The organism is Citrobacter sp. R4, assembly GCF_026719175.1.
Taxonomy (GTDB): Bacteria; Pseudomonadota; Gammaproteobacteria; order Enterobacterales; family Enterobacteriaceae; genus Citrobacter_A; species Citrobacter_A sedlakii.
In genome coordinates this window covers 258,841-275,197 of record NZ_JAPPSU010000004.1, presented here as the reverse complement: position 1 = coordinate 275,197, position 16,357 = coordinate 258,841, and the positions used below count along the sequence as shown (strand labels likewise).

Annotated in this window: 13 protein-coding genes; 6 read left to right on the top strand and 7 right to left on the bottom strand. The window is 52.8% G+C overall.

Annotated elements, in window-relative coordinates; all coding sequences use genetic code 11:
- The first annotated feature begins 84 nt into the window (after positions 1 to 84).
- Positions 85 to 1,236, top strand: a complete 1,152-nt coding sequence (yiaY, locus tag OOJ60_RS11910) for an L-threonine dehydrogenase (protein ID WP_205612611.1) — start codon at positions 85 to 87, stop codon at positions 1,234 to 1,236.
- Between the two features lie 81 nt (positions 1,237 to 1,317).
- Here yiaY and OOJ60_RS11905 read toward each other — a convergent pair whose 3' ends face one another.
- The gene (locus tag OOJ60_RS11905; protein ID WP_042286886.1) at positions 1,318 to 2,199 is read right to left on the bottom strand and encodes an ROK family protein; all 882 of its coding nucleotides are present in this window, start codon (positions 2,197 to 2,199) and stop codon (positions 1,318 to 1,320) included.
- Positions 2,200 to 2,364: 165 nt separating this feature from the next.
- Between OOJ60_RS11905 and aldB the strand changes: the two genes are divergently transcribed.
- Positions 2,365 to 3,903 carry an aldehyde dehydrogenase AldB gene (aldB, locus tag OOJ60_RS11900; protein ID WP_181822343.1) on the top strand — a complete coding sequence of 513 codons (1,539 nt, stop codon included), beginning with the start codon at positions 2,365 to 2,367 and terminating at the stop codon, positions 3,901 to 3,903.
- 87 nt (positions 3,904 to 3,990) lie between these two features.
- On the opposite strand, the gene OOJ60_RS11895 is transcribed toward aldB, so the two are convergent.
- From OOJ60_RS11895 to OOJ60_RS11880, 4 genes are all read right to left on the bottom strand, one after another.
- On the bottom strand, positions 3,991 to 5,067 hold the full coding sequence (locus tag OOJ60_RS11895; protein WP_205612610.1) for a type I restriction endonuclease: 1,077 nt from the start codon (positions 5,065 to 5,067) through the stop codon (positions 3,991 to 3,993).
- 267 nt (positions 5,068 to 5,334) lie between these two features.
- The gene (locus OOJ60_RS11890; RefSeq protein ID WP_042286880.1) at positions 5,335 to 5,649 is read right to left on the bottom strand and encodes a hypothetical protein; all 315 of its coding nucleotides are present in this window, start codon (positions 5,647 to 5,649) and stop codon (positions 5,335 to 5,337) included.
- 157 nt (positions 5,650 to 5,806) lie between these two features.
- On the bottom strand, positions 5,807 to 7,762 hold the full coding sequence (locus OOJ60_RS11885; protein WP_205612609.1) for a glycoside hydrolase family 127 protein: 1,956 nt from the start codon (positions 7,760 to 7,762) through the stop codon (positions 5,807 to 5,809).
- A 10-nt stretch (positions 7,763 to 7,772) separates the two neighbouring features.
- Entirely contained in the window at positions 7,773 to 9,173 is a 1,401-nt protein-coding gene (locus OOJ60_RS11880; protein WP_205612608.1) for an MFS transporter, read from the bottom strand.
- A gap of 234 nt (positions 9,174 to 9,407) precedes the next feature.
- Here OOJ60_RS11880 and OOJ60_RS11875 point away from each other — a divergent pair, with 234 nt between their 5' ends.
- From OOJ60_RS11875 to OOJ60_RS11865, 3 genes are all read left to right on the top strand, one after another.
- Positions 9,408 to 10,223, top strand: coding sequence for an AraC family transcriptional regulator (locus OOJ60_RS11875; RefSeq protein WP_181822346.1), 816 nt, complete (start codon positions 9,408 to 9,410; stop codon positions 10,221 to 10,223).
- A 310-nt stretch (positions 10,224 to 10,533) separates the two neighbouring features.
- Positions 10,534 to 10,938: a winged helix-turn-helix domain-containing protein gene (locus OOJ60_RS11870; RefSeq protein ID WP_042286870.1), complete on the top strand. Its 405-nt coding sequence runs from the start codon at positions 10,534 to 10,536 to the stop codon at positions 10,936 to 10,938.
- Positions 10,939 to 11,169: 231 nt separating this feature from the next.
- On the top strand, positions 11,170 to 11,643 hold the full coding sequence (locus tag OOJ60_RS11865; protein ID WP_205612607.1) for a 4Fe-4S dicluster domain-containing protein: 474 nt from the start codon (positions 11,170 to 11,172) through the stop codon (positions 11,641 to 11,643).
- A 42-nt stretch (positions 11,644 to 11,685) separates the two neighbouring features.
- Here OOJ60_RS11865 and avtA read toward each other — a convergent pair whose 3' ends face one another.
- Positions 11,686 to 12,939 carry a valine--pyruvate transaminase gene (avtA, locus tag OOJ60_RS11860; RefSeq protein WP_042286864.1) on the bottom strand — a complete coding sequence of 418 codons (1,254 nt, stop codon included), beginning with the start codon at positions 12,937 to 12,939 and terminating at the stop codon, positions 11,686 to 11,688.
- A 172-nt stretch (positions 12,940 to 13,111) separates the two neighbouring features.
- Positions 13,112 to 15,142 carry an alpha-amylase gene (gene malS, locus OOJ60_RS11855; RefSeq protein ID WP_205612606.1) on the bottom strand — a complete coding sequence of 677 codons (2,031 nt, stop codon included), beginning with the start codon at positions 15,140 to 15,142 and terminating at the stop codon, positions 13,112 to 13,114.
- Positions 15,143 to 15,458: 316 nt separating this feature from the next.
- Here malS and OOJ60_RS11850 point away from each other — a divergent pair, with 316 nt between their 5' ends.
- Positions 15,459 to 16,283 (top strand): protein bax, encoded by an 825-nt coding sequence (locus OOJ60_RS11850; protein ID WP_060570237.1) that lies wholly within the window; start codon positions 15,459 to 15,461, stop codon positions 16,281 to 16,283.
- Positions 16,284 to 16,357 lie beyond the last annotated feature (74 nt).

Genomic DNA, 16,357 nt, shown 5'->3' with positions numbered 1-16,357 from the left:
TGGGAAAATAACAGCAACGATCATATTTTATTATTTCTCACCCTCGTATGCTTTTGCTCTTTTTCAACATTAAGGATTGAGCAAATGGCTGCTTCTACATTTTACATTCCATCCGTGAATATTATTGGTGCTGATGTATTAAATGACGCAATGAATACGATGGTGGAATATGGCTTTCGCCGCACGTTAATTGTGACAGACACGATGCTCACCCGGTTGGGTATGGCGGGTAATATTCAAAACGCGTTGCAGGAACGCGCTATTTTCAGCGTGATCTATGACGGTACCCAGCCAAACCCGACCACCGAAAACGTGGCTGAAGGGCTGAAACTGCTGCAGGAGAATAACTGCGACAGCGTGATTTCGCTGGGCGGCGGCTCACCCCATGACTGTGCGAAAGGCATTGCGCTGGTGGCGGCAAACGGCGGCGATATTCGCGATTATGAAGGGGTTGATCGTTCTGCTAAACCGCAGTTGCCGATGATTGCCATTAATACCACTGCAGGCACGGCGTCGGAAATGACCCGTTTTTGCATTATTACCGATGCTGAACGCCACATTAAAATGGCGATCGTCGATAAACACGTTACGCCGCTGCTTTCCGTCAACGACTCAACGTTGATGATGGGAATGCCGAAGTCGCTGACCGCCGCAACGGGTATGGACGCGTTAACCCACGCCATTGAAGCGTACGTTTCCATCGCGGCGACGCCAATCACCGATGCCTGCGCGCTGAAAGCCGTGACCATGATTAGCGAAAACCTGACCGTCGCGGTGGAAGACGGCAGCAATGCGCAGGCGCGGGAAGCGATGGCTTACGCGCAGTTCCTGGCGGGAATGGCCTTTAATAACGCCTCGCTGGGTTATGTTCACGCGATGGCGCACCAGCTCGGCGGTTTCTACAACCTGCCGCACGGCGTGTGCAATGCGGTGCTGTTGCCGCACGTTCAGGTGTTTAACAGCCCGGTCGCGGCGGCGCGTCTGCGTGACTGCGCAGCGGCGATGGGCGTCAATGTGGAAGGGTTGAACGACGCCGAAGGCGCCGCGGCCTGTATCGACGCCATACGCACGCTGGCGCAGCAGGTGAATATTCCGGCAGGGCTGCGCGATCTCGGCGTGAAGGAGGAGGATATTCCGCTGCTGGCGACCAATGCGCTGAAAGATGCCTGCGGGCTGACTAACCCGATCCAGGCGACACACGAGCAGATCGTGGCGATCTTCCACGCTGCGATGTAAAACGCCGACCGGATGGCGCTACGCTTTACAGATCTGTACGGTTCAGCCTGATCCGATAAAGCGTAGCCGCCATCCGGCAAGTTAACCGCGGCTCAGTTTCTGCTTTGCCAGCCATACCGCGCCGAGTCGTCCCGCCTGATTACCCAACTCGCAGGGTAAAATCGGTACTTTCAGCGCTTCCCACTCCTCGAATCGCTGCAAATATTTATCCAGTAATTTATAGATCTTTTCCTGCTCGCTGATGCCGCCGCCAATCAGTACTGCCTGCGGATCGAACATTGAAATCACGCTATACACTCCGCGCGCAAGGAAATGCGCCCATTGTTCAATCGCTTCGCGCAGGTGAACGTCGCTCTCCATGCGCTCGAACAGCGCTTCGCCGTCGGGCATTTCATCTTCGGGGACCGCCAGCGCCCGGCGGCACGCCTTCATCAGACCGCTCGCGGAGGCGACTTCATGCATGCATTCACCGTTATCGCCTACGGGGATCACGCCAAATTCGCCCGCCCGGTAGTGCGAACCGCGATAAATGTCGCCTTCCACCACGATCCCGCCGCCGATGCCGGTACCAATGGTGATGCAGACAAAGCTCTCATAGTCCCGACCCGCGCCGCGCCAGCGTTCGCCCAGCGCCGCGCAGTTAGCGTCGTTTTCCGCCGTGACGGGCAGGTCCGTCAGTTGGGCGAACAGTTCGCAGAGATTCTCGTTATCGAGATAATCGAGTGCGCCGGCCTTTGCCGCCTGGCCCGTGTGGGTGTTGATATGACCAGGAAAGCTCACGCCGATCGCGGCGATATCATGTGCTTTCTGATACGCCTCCACGACCGCTTTCCACTGCTGTTTAAAGGCATTTTTATCGTCCGGCGTGTCGAATTCATCCGACGTCAGTTCGTTGCCGTTTTCATCAATGACGCCATGTTTAATATGGGTACCGCCCACGTCGAAGCCGATAAATAGCTGCATTGCACGTATCCTTATAAGACCCAGAGCTTATAAGTATGGCTCAGCGGCAAAAACGAAACGTAAAGTAAGGTAATCCGTGATATAGCTCGTAAAGCCGCCAACGATTGGCGAGAAAATCGCCAGCGGCGTCTACCCTTGTTATACACCTGCGGCAAGGAGACGATCATGACGAATAACCCCCCTTCAACACGTATTCAGCCCGGCGAGTACGGTTTTCCGCTGAAGCTAAAAGCCCGTTATGACAATTTTATTGGCGGTGACTGGGTTCCTCCGGCTGACGGCGAATATTACCAGAACCTGACGCCGGTTACCGGGCAGCTATTGTGTGAAGTCGCCTCATCCGGCAAACGCGATATTGATCTGGCGCTTGATGCGGCCCACAAGGTGAAAGATAAATGGGCGCAAACCTCCGTTCAGGACCGAGCCGCCATTCTGTTTAAAATAGCCGACCGTATGGAGCAAAATCTGGAACGGCTCGCCACGGCGGAAACCTGGGATAACGGTAAGCCCATCCGTGAAACCAGCGCGGCTGACGTGCCGCTGGCCATCGACCATTTTCGTTATTTTGCTTCCTGCATACGCGCCCAGGAGGGCGGGATCAGTGAAGTGGACAGCGATACCGTAGCCTATCATTTCCACGAGCCGCTCGGCGTGGTGGGGCAGATTATCCCGTGGAACTTCCCACTGCTGATGGCGAGCTGGAAGATGGCGCCAGCGCTGGCGGCGGGGAACTGCGTAGTGCTCAAACCCGCGCGCCTGACGCCGCTGTCCGTTCTGCTATTAATGGAGGTGATTGGCGACCTGCTGCCGCCGGGCGTGGTTAACGTCGTGAACGGCGCGGGGGGCGAGATTGGCGAATATCTGGCGACCTCGAAACGCATCGCCAAAGTTGCGTTCACCGGTTCGACGGAAGTCGGACAGCAGATCATGCAGTACGCCACGCAAAACATCATCCCGGTAACGCTGGAACTGGGCGGCAAATCGCCAAACATCTTTTTTGCCGATGTGATGGACGAAGAAGATGCGTTCTTTGACAAGGCGCTGGAAGGGTTCGCGCTGTTTGCCTTTAACCAGGGCGAGGTCTGTACCTGCCCGAGCCGCGCGCTGGTGCAGGAGTCGATTTACGAACGCTTTATGGAGCGCGCCATTCGTCGAGTGGAAAGCATCCGCAGTGGAAATCCCCTCGACAGCGTGACGCAAATGGGGGCGCAGGTTTCCCACGGTCAGTTGGAAACCATCCTTAATTATATTGATATCGGTAAAAAAGAAGGCGCGGATATCCTTACCGGTGGGCGGCGTAAGCAACTGGAAGGCGAACTGAAAGATGGTTATTACCTCGAACCGACCATCCTGTTCGGCAAAAATAATATGCGCGTCTTCCAGGAAGAAATCTTCGGTCCGGTACTGGCGGTCACCACCTTTAAAACGATGGAGGACGCGCTGGAACTCGCCAACGATACGCAATATGGCCTGGGCGCGGGGGTCTGGAGCCGTAACGGCAATCTGGCTTATAAAATGGGGCGCGGAATTCAGGCCGGACGTGTCTGGACTAACTGCTATCACGCTTATCCTGCGCATGCGGCATTTGGCGGCTATAAGCAGTCGGGCATCGGCCGTGAAACCCATAAAATGATGCTGGAACATTACCAGCAGACCAAGTGTCTGCTGGTGAGCTATTCCGACAAACCGCTGGGACTGTTTTAACTGGCTGCGTTACCAGTATCGGCTACTCTTGGCGGGCCTACGCGTCCTGTAGGTCCGCTAAGAGTTTTCCGCTATCCATATGATGAGTTAATGGTATAAAGCGGCTGTTGCTTTTAACGCTTCACTGAAGGTATAAATATCATCTAAACTTTCAATAGGATAGCGTGTTTCATTTTTTTCCAGATCGAATAAACCTATATATTTTTGGGTTCGGTTAAAATGCAGTCGACACAACGGCTTTCGATTATTATCGTCGATTAGAATACCAAAATAGCTTTTGGTATCGCGGTGTACAATTCGTGGAGCATCAATAACTGTGCGAGCGATTGCCTTAACGATATGAAAACCTTCAAGTTCGTCTATCGTTGTTGAAATATCATTATCGTCTTTTATGACAGTATGTTGGTCCGTTTCTTCAGGTATTTCCAACTGCGGGTTGATATTACCATCCATTGCTGATTTAAGTCGTTCATTTATTTGCGCATTGATATATTGACTGGCTGCTTTTCTGGTTAGAACAGTAAATGTATCTTTAACCTTCTGAGTAATCATTCCATCATGAATCCTCGATGCAAAGAACTTAACAAAATCGTCTTCTGGATTTGTCAATTGTGAATGAAGCAATTTTTTTATTAAGCTGACGTACTTTAATTCTCCGGCGGCATTGATAATGGATTCTAAGTCAAATGCAGACTTCGTTAGTTTTTTTATCTCCGGAACAAGCATTTCATCCAAATCAAGAAGATTGATCTCAAGAAATGGCTTTTCATCCATTTTATTTGTGGCGTCTAAATCTGTAAAAAATTTATATTCTTGACCATTGGTCAAAATAGATATTCTTGCATTAGTGACATGAAAATATCGGAAAAGCTGAGAGGCATGATTGATATTCAGTGGTTCGCCAATTTTTTTACATTCTATCAGCATTTGTATTTCGCCATTCTTTAGTATGGCATAGTCAATTTTTTCACCTTTTTTGGTGCCGATATCGCAAACAAATTCTGGGATAACTTCAGTGGGGTCAAAGACATCATAACCTAACACGTTGTTAATGAAAGGCATGACAAACGCATTTTTTGTGGCTTCTTCCGTCTCAATAGCTCCAGATTGCTGTTTTATTTTAAAGGCCAGCAGGTTTAACTTTTCTATAAATTCAACAGACATAACTTTCCTTATAATACAGTAACATAACTCGAAAACATTAAGTTGGCATCAGCTGGCTATTAAACATCAGTAAACTGAAAAGCTAGCAGTCATTAAGCAGACAGGTTTGATGAACAAGAAGCATTTTGCGCAAAAAAAAACGCCACGAAAATGATTTCCGTCACGTATTGAGTAAAGTTAAACGACTAATGTGGCATGAGATATTTGGTGTGAAGGGTGCTTTGTTATCCTTTTAGGGCAGCGGAAGTATGTCCGCTGCACCATATTTCAGTCCAGCACCTTAACCTGTAGAGGGCGGAAACGGCTGTAAATCCATAATCCCAGGCAAGCAATCGATCCAACGAAAACGGTGAACAGGACGGTGATAAACAAACCGCTAAACAATGCGGTGGGGATCGCCAGTAAACCCTGTACCGGTTGGTCGTTCCATTTCACCATGTTAAAGCCGAAAAGGCTCAGCACGCCGCAAATGAAGCTGAAAAGCATCATGGGAATACCGAGGCCTATCAACAATAACCGGTAGATGGCCGAGGCTTTGATGCGTTTGAAGCGGGTTGAAGATGTATCGTCCGTGCTGCTCATGATGCTCCTTAGTGTGTTTGCCAGAAGATGGTCGCCGCATTATTCCTTTAAATGTGCTTGTCTGGCAAACGTCGCTTCCGTGGATGGTGGCCTGGCACAGTGGTACCGTAGAATAAATAAGGCGCAAGCCGCCATCCAGTAATTTAGCGCGGCTCCCTCATCGTTCGTTAACCCAGATCCGCATTTCGCCTTCGCCCCGATTGGCCCAACTGAACCACGGAATAAAGGTCAGCGTGTGCGGCTGCCAGGCGCCGGGAGCGCGATCGTAGTGCCAGAGTGCGCTTTGCGCGGCGTCGCGGGCGCTCTGTTTTAACCCTTCCGCCTGGATCAGCATCTTATGGGCAAAAAGGCCTTTACCCTCAAAGATCCGCAGATCGCTCTCTTTTGGTAACCACAGATTATGCAGCTCCTCGCCGTTGTCGGCTTGTTCAAGGCAATACACCAGCGGTCCGCGCTGAAGGGCGACTTTACCCGCGACGTGGCGTACCCGCGGGTTGCCATACACCCGGCGCACCGGCATCGGTAGCGTCAGCCCGATGGTGTCGCCTTCCTGCCAGTCACGGGTGATGTGCAGATAGCCTTTGCGGATATCCTGGCTGACTTCGTCGCCGTTAAGCGTTACGCGGGCATCTGAACACCAGTCCGGCAGGCGCAGCGCCAGCGTATGCCGCACAGCTTGTGGCGAGTCGATGGTAATACTGACGTGCTCCTGCCACGGATAGTTGCCGTCAATACGCAGCCTGAGAGAACCGTTTTCCGTTTGCAGTTCAATACTGTTACCCACGTAGAGGTTGATATACAGCGCTTCCGGACGCGGCGTATAGATGTAATGACCCAGCGAAGTCAGAACCCTGGCGATGTTCGGCGGGCAGCAGGCGCAGCCAAACCAGCGCTGGCGCACGGGCTTCACGTGGTCATAGATATGATTAAATTTTAATGACTGCGGATGCACTTCCAGTGGGTTAACGTAGAAAAAGTGCTTTCCGTCGAGCGCCATTCCGCCAAGGACGGTGTTATATAACGCGCGTTCCATGACGTCGGCGTACTGGCTGTCTGCTTCCAGCTCAATCATCCGCCGGGCGAACATCATCAGGCCGATTGAGGCGCAGCTTTCCGCATACACGGTATCGTTCGGCAGATCGTAGTCGCTGCTGAAGGCTTCGCCGCTACTCTGCGAACCGATCCCGCCGGTGATATACAGTTGGCGTTGCGCCATGTTCCGCCATAAGCGCAGACAGTCCTGACGCTTGCGTTCATCCTGGCTAAGCCGCGCCAGATGCGCCACTCCGGTCATCAGATACACAAAACGCACCGCATGGCCCGTCGCCGTTTGCTGCTCTGAAAGCGGCTGGTGCGCCTGGCTGTAGGCTTTATCTTTCACCATCCACGCCGGGCCGTAGGTATGCCAGTAAGATGTTTGCCCACGCTTTTCGTACTCCAGATCGTAAAAGTGCGGCTGCGTTCCACGTTGTTCAACAAAGTAATTCACCAGCGCCAGATAGCGCGAACACCCCGTCGCTTCATACAGCCGCATCAGCGCCAGCTCGATCTCCGGATGGCCCGGATAGCCGTGCAACTGATGTTCGCCGGGGCCGAATACGCTGTCGATATGGTCCGCCAGACGGCAAACGACCTCCAGCAGGCGGCGTTTGCCGGTGGCCTGGTAGAAGGCCACGCCCGCCTCAATCATGTGTCCGGCGCAGTAAAGCTCATGGCACTCCGCTAGGTTGGTCCAGCGCTCTTGCGGAGCTTTGACGGTAAAATACGTATTGAGATAGCCGTCGTCACACTGGGCGGCGGCGACCAGCTCAATCACCTCATCGGCGGTCTTTTCCAGTGCCGGGTCTGGCTTCTGGCACAGGGACCAGGCCACGGCCTCCAGCCACTTGGCGACATCGCTGTCCTGAAAAACCATGCCATAAAATTCCCCGGACTGCTGTCCCGCCGCGATGCGGAAGTTTTCGATCGCATGGCTGGGATCGGCCTCCGGAATACGGTCGTTCAGCGCGTCCCATTGATAAGGGATCACGACGTCGCGAACCAGGCGTTGATATTGTCCGAGGAACGGATCGCTGACCTTCAGCATGTGCAGGTCGACTTCCGGTACGTTCATGGTGTGCTCCTTATAAATGAACATGACGCTGACGCAGGTCGCTGGCGATTCGCGTCATCATGGGGTTATTGAGTTTGCAATAGCGGATCGACAGCGCCAGCAGCAGATGGAACAGGGCGGGAAGCAGGGTTTCCATCGCGGTAATGCCGCCAAGCGACTGCGCCGTCTGGTTTTCCGCCCCCGGCTGGTAGGCGACAAGAATGAACAGCAGGCTGATGATCCCGGCGCTGGAAGCCCAGGCCAGCTTGATGAAAAACAGGTTAAAGGCGAAGTTCATGCCGGACGAACGCACGCCGGTTTTCCACTCGCCGTAGTCATCGGCGAACGCCATCAGCGAAAAGTGCAGCGGCAACGTGAAGCCAAGAATAATACCGTTACCGAGGATCACCCCCAGCCACAATGTCTGCCAGGCCGGACCGGTGGGTAATAACCACATCAGCACCGCCAGCGCCGCCAGTACCAGGTTGGTGGCGGAGTAAAGTTTGACGGTGTCCACGCGTCGTGTCAGCGGGCTGACGAGCACCGAGCCGATAATCGAAGCGAAGGTCACCATTGTAAAAAACAGTGAGGTATAAGCGGTGCTGCCTTCCAGCACATAGGTGATGAAATACATGTACCCGCCGCCGCGAATGTTGAAGACGTTGATCAGCAGGAACGACATCACCAGCATCAGCAGCAACTGATCGTTTTTACGCAGCCCGGCAAGGTGCTCGCGCAGCGTAAATTTTCCCATCATCTCAATCGGCACGCGCTCGCGTACCCAGAAGAAACAGCACAGAAACATGATGACCGCGACCGCACAGAGCACGCCGACGCCCAACTGGTAGCCCTGGGCGGCGTTACCTTTGCCAAAGATATCGACCATCCACGGCAAACCAACAGAGACCAGAAAGCCCGCCACGCCGCAAAGCACAAAGCGCCAGGACTGACAGGAAATCACCTCATTGTGCCGGGTGGTCATGGTGTTGATCAGCGCGCAATAGGGCACGTTGATCGCGGTATAACCAACGGAAAGCAGCAGATAGGTGCCAAACGCCCAGGCGATTTTGACCCCCATACTGGCGTCCGGCACGGTAAAGGTCAGCACGCCGATGACGCCAATGGGAATGGCCACCCACAGCTGCCAGGGACGAAAGCGCCCCCACCGGCTTTGCGTGCGGTCGGCAATCACCCCCATGATGGGGTCGGAAACGGCATCAAATACGCGCAGGGCAATAAACAGCGTGCCGACTAACGCGGGCGTTAATCCAAACACATCGGTATAGAAAAAGGTGAGAAAGTTCATGATCAGGCAGGTAATAACGGTGCCGCCTGCATCTCCCAGGCCGTAGCCTATTTTTTCACGCACCGAGAGCGCATCGTCGACGCGGCCTTGTGCGAGTTGATCGCGGGTAATCGGTGTAGAGGTCATAGTTATTCCTCGCTAAATGAGGTTTCGGTCAGTGATTATTTTTTTATGACTGATGACCTGATTAATTCTGCCTGGAAGCGGCGATGCAACAAGGCAACGAAAGAGTAAAAAAAGGTGACGATTCCGACCTCTGTGTAAAAGTGTGAGGCAGATCCGGTGATTGGCTTATTTTTAGATAATAATCAATAGGTAAAGATATTATTAGCTTCATTTAAAGCGGGAATTTCCATATCTATGCTCGAATTATCCATGACGCTTCCGATCAAAGTTCAAAACGGCGGATTATTTCTTTCCCGGGGGATCGGACGTCACCCGGCGAGGACATTGTCGTCGTGGGAAATTATTTTCGTTGAAAAAGGTCTGCTGACCATTCAGGAAGAAGAAAACCGATTTTGCGTGGAAGCGGGAGAAAGTTTGCTGCTCTGGCCCCAGCGTCGCCATGTTGGGGTAGAAGATTTTCCCGCTGATCTGCGTTTTTATTGGCTGCATTTCGAGGTAAAAGCGCCGGACAACGATCCGAGATGGCTGACGCACCTTTCAGTGCCGCAGCACACGCGCGTGGCGGATCCGCAGGCGCTGATCGCGCTTTTTCGCCAGTTCATGATAGAGCAGGAAAAAATGCAACGCAGTCCGGCGCTGGAATTTATTGTGTTGCTGATATTACAGCAAATGGCTCAGCCTTCCCGACCTACTGATAATACGCAGGAGGCGGGCGTTTCGCTGGCATGGAAAGCGCAACAGTTGATCCGCACGCAATATCATCGTCCTCTTTCCACCGCTATTATGGCGCGAGAACTACACTGTAATGCGGATTATCTGGGGCGAGTTTACCGGCGCGTTTTTCATTTAACGCTGACCGAGGCGATTCATCGTCAGCGCGTGCGGGCGGCGGAGAAATTATTGATCAGCGATGCGCGATCCTTAAAAGAGGTTGCTGAACAATGCGGCTTTAGCGACGTGGGCTATTTCCGACAAATTTTCCGTAAGCATACTGGTCTGACCCCTGCCGTCTGGAAACGACGTTACTGCAAAGAACATGTTAATTCATGAGCCTGCTTTACCGCTTCCATAGAAGAAAAATTTGCAATTTGCGTTAAATATGTATGATTAACTTGCAGGGTTGAGCAGACACCCCTCTTTAGGGGGATTATCTGAAATTTTGCCCTATGGTGTAACATTATGTTGAGTTATCGTTTATTGCAGACGGAAAATCTGCATCTTTCCCGTGGGAATACGGAAAATACCTCCGCGGGGATCTATTGAAATTAATGCTATTTTTTTTAAACTTGCGATAGACATTAACTACAAGGACTTAATCATGTTTATCTTTCGATAGTGAATTAAACGTGAGTGCTGCAAAATGGAATACCAGTTACATGGATTTATGATTGGTCGTGAAATTTTTTTTGATATAAGCGAGTCAAGAATCTTCAGGCTGCCGGTAAATAAAATGGACAGCGTGATTACTTTCGGCGGCGTTTTTTTTAATCATACCATGCTGCGTCTGTTTGTTTACCTTTTACTTAACGCCCGCACCCATTATGTGTCAAAAGATGAATTACTCGTCAACATCTGGGAAAAAAATGAATTAAGCGCTTCCACACAACGTCTGTCAACGATGGTGAAAAATTTAAATAACAAATTAAATATGCTTGGCCTGCCGCAGCATTCTATCGTTAGCGTAAAAGGAAGCGGATACATACTGGCACTGGATAATATCCAGGCGCTCTATAGCGTCGTCGATGAGGCCGATTATCAAATTTAGATGCCTCTCAATCTGGTGTCAGTTTATTCCGTAGCGTGATGTCGCCTGCGGATTATTCCCCCTGGGCGTTGTCGTCCAGGGTTTTTTTTATACCGGAACGGTGAGCAATCTTTGGCAAAATCCCAGAACGCCTCGGGCATCTGACAAAATTTCACCGTATCCCCTGTGCGATCAAAGCGACAACGCTATGCTCTCTGGCACTCTGTCATTTTTGGGCGATCGGAGTGAGCTATGAACCGGTTTATTATGGCGGATGCGATGAAATGTATTGGCTGTCGTACCTGCGAAGTCGCATGCGTGGTCTCGCATCAGGAAAATCAGGACTGTGCGGCGGTATCGGCAGGACAGTTTGTTTCACGTATTCAGGTCATTAAAGAGAACACGTTTACCACCGCAGTCGCCTGCCATCAGTGTGAAGATGCGCCATGCGCCAACGTTTGTCCAACAAACGCGATTCGCCGCGATCGTGGGCACGTTTTTGTGGAGCAGGAACGGTGTATCGGCTGTAAAAGCTGTATGTTGGCCTGTCCGTTTGGCGCCATGAATATCACCGTTCAGACTTCACGGGTTCAGGCGATCAAATGCGATCTCTGCTGGCACCGCGAGACGGGACCGGCCTGCGTCGCGGCTTGCCCAACGGGAGCATTACAGTGTGTGAATGCGGCAGATATTCAGCGCCAGCGTTTGCATACGCAACCGCTGTAAAAAGGATGGCCCGGCTTGCGTTAGCCGGACCGTTTCGCCAGGCTATTGATTTTCCGCCCAGGCGCGTTCAACTTCTTCCGCCAGTATCTTCACGCCAGCTTCAATCTTTTCTGGGTCCGGCACGTAGTTCATACGCATGCATTGATGCGTGTGCGGCCAGGGTTTATCCAGACCGGGGAAGAAATAGTGCCCCGGCACCATGAGCACGCCGCGCGCTTTAAGACGCTGGTACAGCAGCTCGGTGGTGATGGGCAAATCCTGAAACCACAGCCAGAGGAAAATCGCCCCTTCCGGTTTGTGGATCAGGCAACGATTTTCCGGCAAATAGCGGCGAATGATCGCGAGAGTTTGCTGAACGCGCTGATAATAGAACGGTTTAATTACCGTTTCCGACAAACGCAACAGATCGTTACGTTTGATCATTTCGTTCATTATCGCCGGCCCGATGCCGCCCGGGGCAAGACTGATAATGCCGTTCATATTGGCGATCGCCGTGATGATTTTTTCATTGGCGATGATGATGCCGCAGCGCGAGCCAGGCAGACCCAGCTTGGAGAGGCTCATACACAGCACAATGTTTGGGTTCCACAGCGGACGCGCTTCGCTGAAGATAATGCCCGGGAACGGGACGCCGTAGGCATTATCGATCACCAGCGGAATGCCGTGCTGGTTAGCAAGCGAGTCGAGCTTCATCAGTTCTTCATCGGTAATCACGTTCCCCGTAGGGTTTGTCGGGCGTGAGACGCAAATCATCCCCGTATCTTCACCAATGTGCAGATGCTCAAAGTCAACGTGATACTTGAACTGCCCTTCCGGTAGCAGCTCAATATTGGGCCGTGCAGAGACAAACAGATCTTCTTCCAGCCCTGAATCCGCGTAGCCGATGTATTCCGGCGCGAGGGGGAACAGCACCTTTTTTGTGCTGCCATCAGCGCGGCGACCGGCAAACAGGTTAAACAAGTAGAAAAACGCGCTTTGACTGCCATTTGTTAGCGCAATATTCTGTGGTTCGATATCCCAACCCAGATTCTCACGGAGTAGCGAAGCGAGCGCGCTGAGCAGCTCGGTTTTTCCCTGTGGACCGTCATAATTGCAAAGCGCATCAGTGGCTTTGCCGTTTTCCAGCATTCCGGCAAGCAACGAATGGAAATAATCCTGCATCGCCGGGATTTGTGCCGGATTACCGCCACCCAGCATGATAGCGCCGGGGGTGCGTAAACCGTCGTTGAGGTCTTCCATCAGGCGGGTAATGCCTGAATGACGGGTGAATTTGTCGCCAAAAAGTGAAAATGTCATAACGGATGGTCTGTCAAACGCTGAATCAAAGTGGCTTACCTTAACGCCAGCACTGGCAGGGTGCAAATCGGGTCTGTCATGGGGTCTTGACGTTTTATGCTGGATATCCTGATCACCATGGTATTTCCTGTTGCGGCGTCGGGCGCGCTATGGAACCAGACGCCGCTTCCGCTTAGCGCTGTCCGGCCCAGACAACCATCACTTTGTCGTCTCCGGCCTGGCGCACGAAGCCGTATCCCTGCGTCAGGGTGAGCGTAGTTTGCTTACCCGTGCCGACTGCCGGATGCCTGGCCCTGAACTGACCGAGCCGCTGCCAGTGCGCGATGTTAGCAGCAGATTTCCCGCTGACATCCTGCCAGTTCATCTGTGACCGAGTGCCCTGTAGCGGATCTGAACCGGTCGGACCAAAGGGCCGCGCCGACTCATCGCCATAAAAGATTTGTACCGCGCCCGGCGTCAGGAGCAGCAACTCCGCCGCGTTGCTGCCGCCTTCGCGGAACAGGCGAGTATCGTGGGACGACAGATAAGTCAGCACGTTGAAACTCTGCAACTTTTCCGCCATTTGCTGCCAGGTGGGATCGATAGCCGCCAGGCAATCAATCGCTTTCGCCGCCTGCTCCTGGTAATCAAAGTTAATCATTGCGTCAAAGCCGTGGCGATAGTAGTCGCTTTGCATCACCCCGTGTCCCCAGGCCTCACCGGTCATCCAGAAAGGCTTGTCATCAAGCGCCTTGTCCGGGTTGGCTTTTTTCCATTCGACCAGCGCGGCGCTGGCCTGCGTTTTTAACTGTTGCCACGCCGGAAGCTCGACATGTTTGGCCGTATCCACGCGGAATCCATCAATCCCGAAGTCGCGGACCCAGCGGCTCAGCCAGTGGGTCAGATAGTCCCGCGGCGTAAACCCGTCAATGGCTTTAGCATGGGTATCCGTTTTATGTCGATAAAACACCGGCAGACCGGAAGGGTGTGTGGATTCGGTTTTCAGATCCGGCAAGAAGGCCAGCGACATTGTGAGATCGTCAAAGCCTGGGCTGTCGTACTCGCCGATATCGGTGCGTATCCACCCTTTGCCCCACCATTTTTCCCATGCTGCTTTGTCGCTGAAGTTAATGTAATCGTTAAAACTGTGCCAGTTCTGCCCGGCGGCAGGTTTCCAGTCGGTCCAGCGTTCGCCGAGGATCTTTTGCCGTTCTTCGTCGGAAAGATAAAGCGCGCCGAAGCCGAATTCTTGCATGTCGGCCAAGGTTGCATAGCCCGTATGGTTCATCACCACGTCAAAAAGAATGCGGATCCCCCGCTGGTGGGCGCCGTCAACCAGTGCGCGCAGGTCGTCTTCGTTGCCCATATTAGCGTCGAGACGGGTCCAGTCCTGGGTGTAATAGCCGTGGTAGGCATAATGCGGGAAATCGCCTTTCGTCCCGCCGCCAACCCAGCCGTGGATTTGCTCAAACGGCGCGCTGATCCACAGCGCATTGACGCCCAACTGTTGCAGGTAGTCCAGCTTGCGGGTCAGGCCGCGTAAGTCACCGCCGTGAAAGGTGCCGATCTCTTCCATGCCGTCTTTGTGACGACCATAACTTTGGTCGTTACCGGGATCGCCGTTTTCAAAGCGATCGGTCAGCACAAAATAAACGGTAGCGTTGTGCCAGTCGAACGGGGCTGGCGCGTCGGTTTCTGCCCGCTCAAGCAACAACAGACCGTTGCTGTCCGGCGCGGGTTGCAGGGTGATTTTGCCGTTTTTGACCATTGCAGTCTGCTGACTGTAGAAATCGCGGACTACCGACCCTTCAGGAAAAGTCGGCGCCACATCAAACGTCAGCGGGGATCCGTCCCATTTCGGACACTGGCGAATCACGCTAGCGACCGGTTCCGCATCGCGCTGGAGCGTAATCATTAACGTCGGTGTCCCTGAGCGCGTGTCGATTTCCAGTGTGTAATCGCCGTCTCTGAACAGCCGCCACTGCGGCGGCGCGCCTTCGCAGGGCTTCAGCGACAGCATCTGATTGAGTTTTATAGCATTCGCTGGCTGCCAGCACTGTTGGTCAAAATTGAGCGTCAAAGGGCGGGTACCCTTCGTGAGCGTTGCGTGGCTGGAAAATGTCCCCGATCCCCCGGCAGTAAATGCCGGAAAGCCCTGAGCCGTCCACGATGAGGCAACGGCGATCCCCGGCAGCAGCGCCAGAGCAACGGCGGCAAGTTTCATAGTGCGGTCCTTATTGCGGCGATTTTGACCAGTTTGCCTGAGAACCCGTAGGGAAAACTCATCCCCTCGTGGTATTCGGTCAGGATGAGGCGCGCGGATGAGCGATCGCCGGCAAAAAATGGCCTTAATTTGCGATAACCCTCACATTTTTCTCGAATGACTTCGGTGCGGGATGGTTTATGCGTGACATGATTTCGGATTTAGACTATTTCTTGAGATGCTCTTGATCGTTATTTTTGATATGATTTGAGATTCAGCTCTCAAAATTATGAATAAGATAAGGTGTTGGAATGATTCAATCCGACCAGGAGACCTAATGATATTGACGCCCATGCGACGATATGGGGCAATGATTCTTATGTTACTCACCTTCGTATTTTCGGGTGGGGTGCTGGCAAAGACGCACACGACAACATCGAGTCAAAAGTCCCACATAACAACAGTCAGTGATAAAAAGGTAAGCAGTAAACAAGAGTATTCTCGCAATAGTGCAAAGAGTCGTTCACTTCCTGATTTGCGAAAATACCCTTCCGGAACACCGCGAAAAAAAGCGTTTCTCCGGACGGTTATGCCTTATATTACCAGCCAAAATGCGGCGATCACCGCAGAGCGTAACTGGCTGATTTCAAAACAGTACCAGAACCGCTGGTCGCCGTCTGAGCGTACGCGTTTGAAAGATATCGCGAAGCGCTACAAGGTGAAATGGTCCGGCAACACGCGCCACATTCCGTGGAATACGCTGCTGGAACGCGTGGACATCATCCCGACCAGTATGGTGGCGACGATGGCGGCGGCAGAAAGCGGCTGGGGAACCTCTAAACTTGCGCGTACCAACAATAACCTGTTCGGTATGAAATGCGCGAAAGGGCGTTGCACCAATGCGCCTGGCAAGGTGAAAGGCTACTCGCAGTTCGACTCGGTAAAGGAGTCCGTGAGCGCGTACGTCACCAACCTGAACACGCACCCGGCTTACGCCTCATTCCGCAAGTCGCGCGCGCAGCTGCGTAAAGCGGATCAGGAAGTCACGGCGACTGCGATGATTCATAAGCTGAAGGGCTATTCGACGAAGGGACAGAGTTATAACAATTATCTGTTCGCGATGTATCAGGATAACCAGCGCTTAATCGCTGCGCATATGTAAGCAAAACGCCGGATGGCGGCTTCGCCTTATCCGGCCTGCAGCGTCCTGCAGGCCCGGTAAGCACAGCGCCACCG

What these genes read in the sequence shown, in the direction of transcription:
- OOJ60_RS11905 (WP_042286886.1), bottom strand. Translation starts at nt 2,199, where the DNA reads ATGCAGCTATTTATCGGCTTCGACGTGGGCGGTACCCATATTAAACAT.
- OOJ60_RS11890 (WP_042286880.1), bottom strand. Translation starts at nt 5,649, where the DNA reads ATGAGCAGCACGGACGATACATCTTCAACCCGCTTCAAACGCATCAAA.
- OOJ60_RS11875 (WP_181822346.1), top strand. Translation starts at nt 9,408, where the DNA reads ATGCTCGAATTATCCATGACGCTTCCGATCAAAGTTCAAAACGGCGGA.
- OOJ60_RS11850 (WP_060570237.1), top strand. Translation starts at nt 15,459, where the DNA reads ATGATATTGACGCCCATGCGACGATATGGGGCAATGATTCTTATGTTA.
- OOJ60_RS11885 (WP_205612609.1), bottom strand. Translation starts at nt 7,762, where the DNA reads ATGAACGTACCGGAAGTCGACCTGCACATGCTGAAGGTCAGCGATCCG.
- avtA (WP_042286864.1), bottom strand. Translation starts at nt 12,939, where the DNA reads ATGACATTTTCACTTTTTGGCGACAAATTCACCCGTCATTCAGGCATT.
- malS (WP_205612606.1), bottom strand. Translation starts at nt 15,142, where the DNA reads ATGAAACTTGCCGCCGTTGCTCTGGCGCTGCTGCCGGGGATCGCCGTT.
- aldB (WP_181822343.1), top strand. Translation starts at nt 2,365, where the DNA reads ATGACGAATAACCCCCCTTCAACACGTATTCAGCCCGGCGAGTACGGT.
- OOJ60_RS11880 (WP_205612608.1), bottom strand. Translation starts at nt 9,173, where the DNA reads ATGACCTCTACACCGATTACCCGCGATCAACTCGCACAAGGCCGCGTC.
- yiaY (WP_205612611.1), top strand. Translation starts at nt 85, where the DNA reads ATGGCTGCTTCTACATTTTACATTCCATCCGTGAATATTATTGGTGCT.
- OOJ60_RS11895 (WP_205612610.1), bottom strand. Translation starts at nt 5,067, where the DNA reads ATGTCTGTTGAATTTATAGAAAAGTTAAACCTGCTGGCCTTTAAAATA.
- OOJ60_RS11870 (WP_042286870.1), top strand. Translation starts at nt 10,534, where the DNA reads ATGGAATACCAGTTACATGGATTTATGATTGGTCGTGAAATTTTTTTT.
- OOJ60_RS11865 (WP_205612607.1), top strand. Translation starts at nt 11,170, where the DNA reads ATGAACCGGTTTATTATGGCGGATGCGATGAAATGTATTGGCTGTCGT.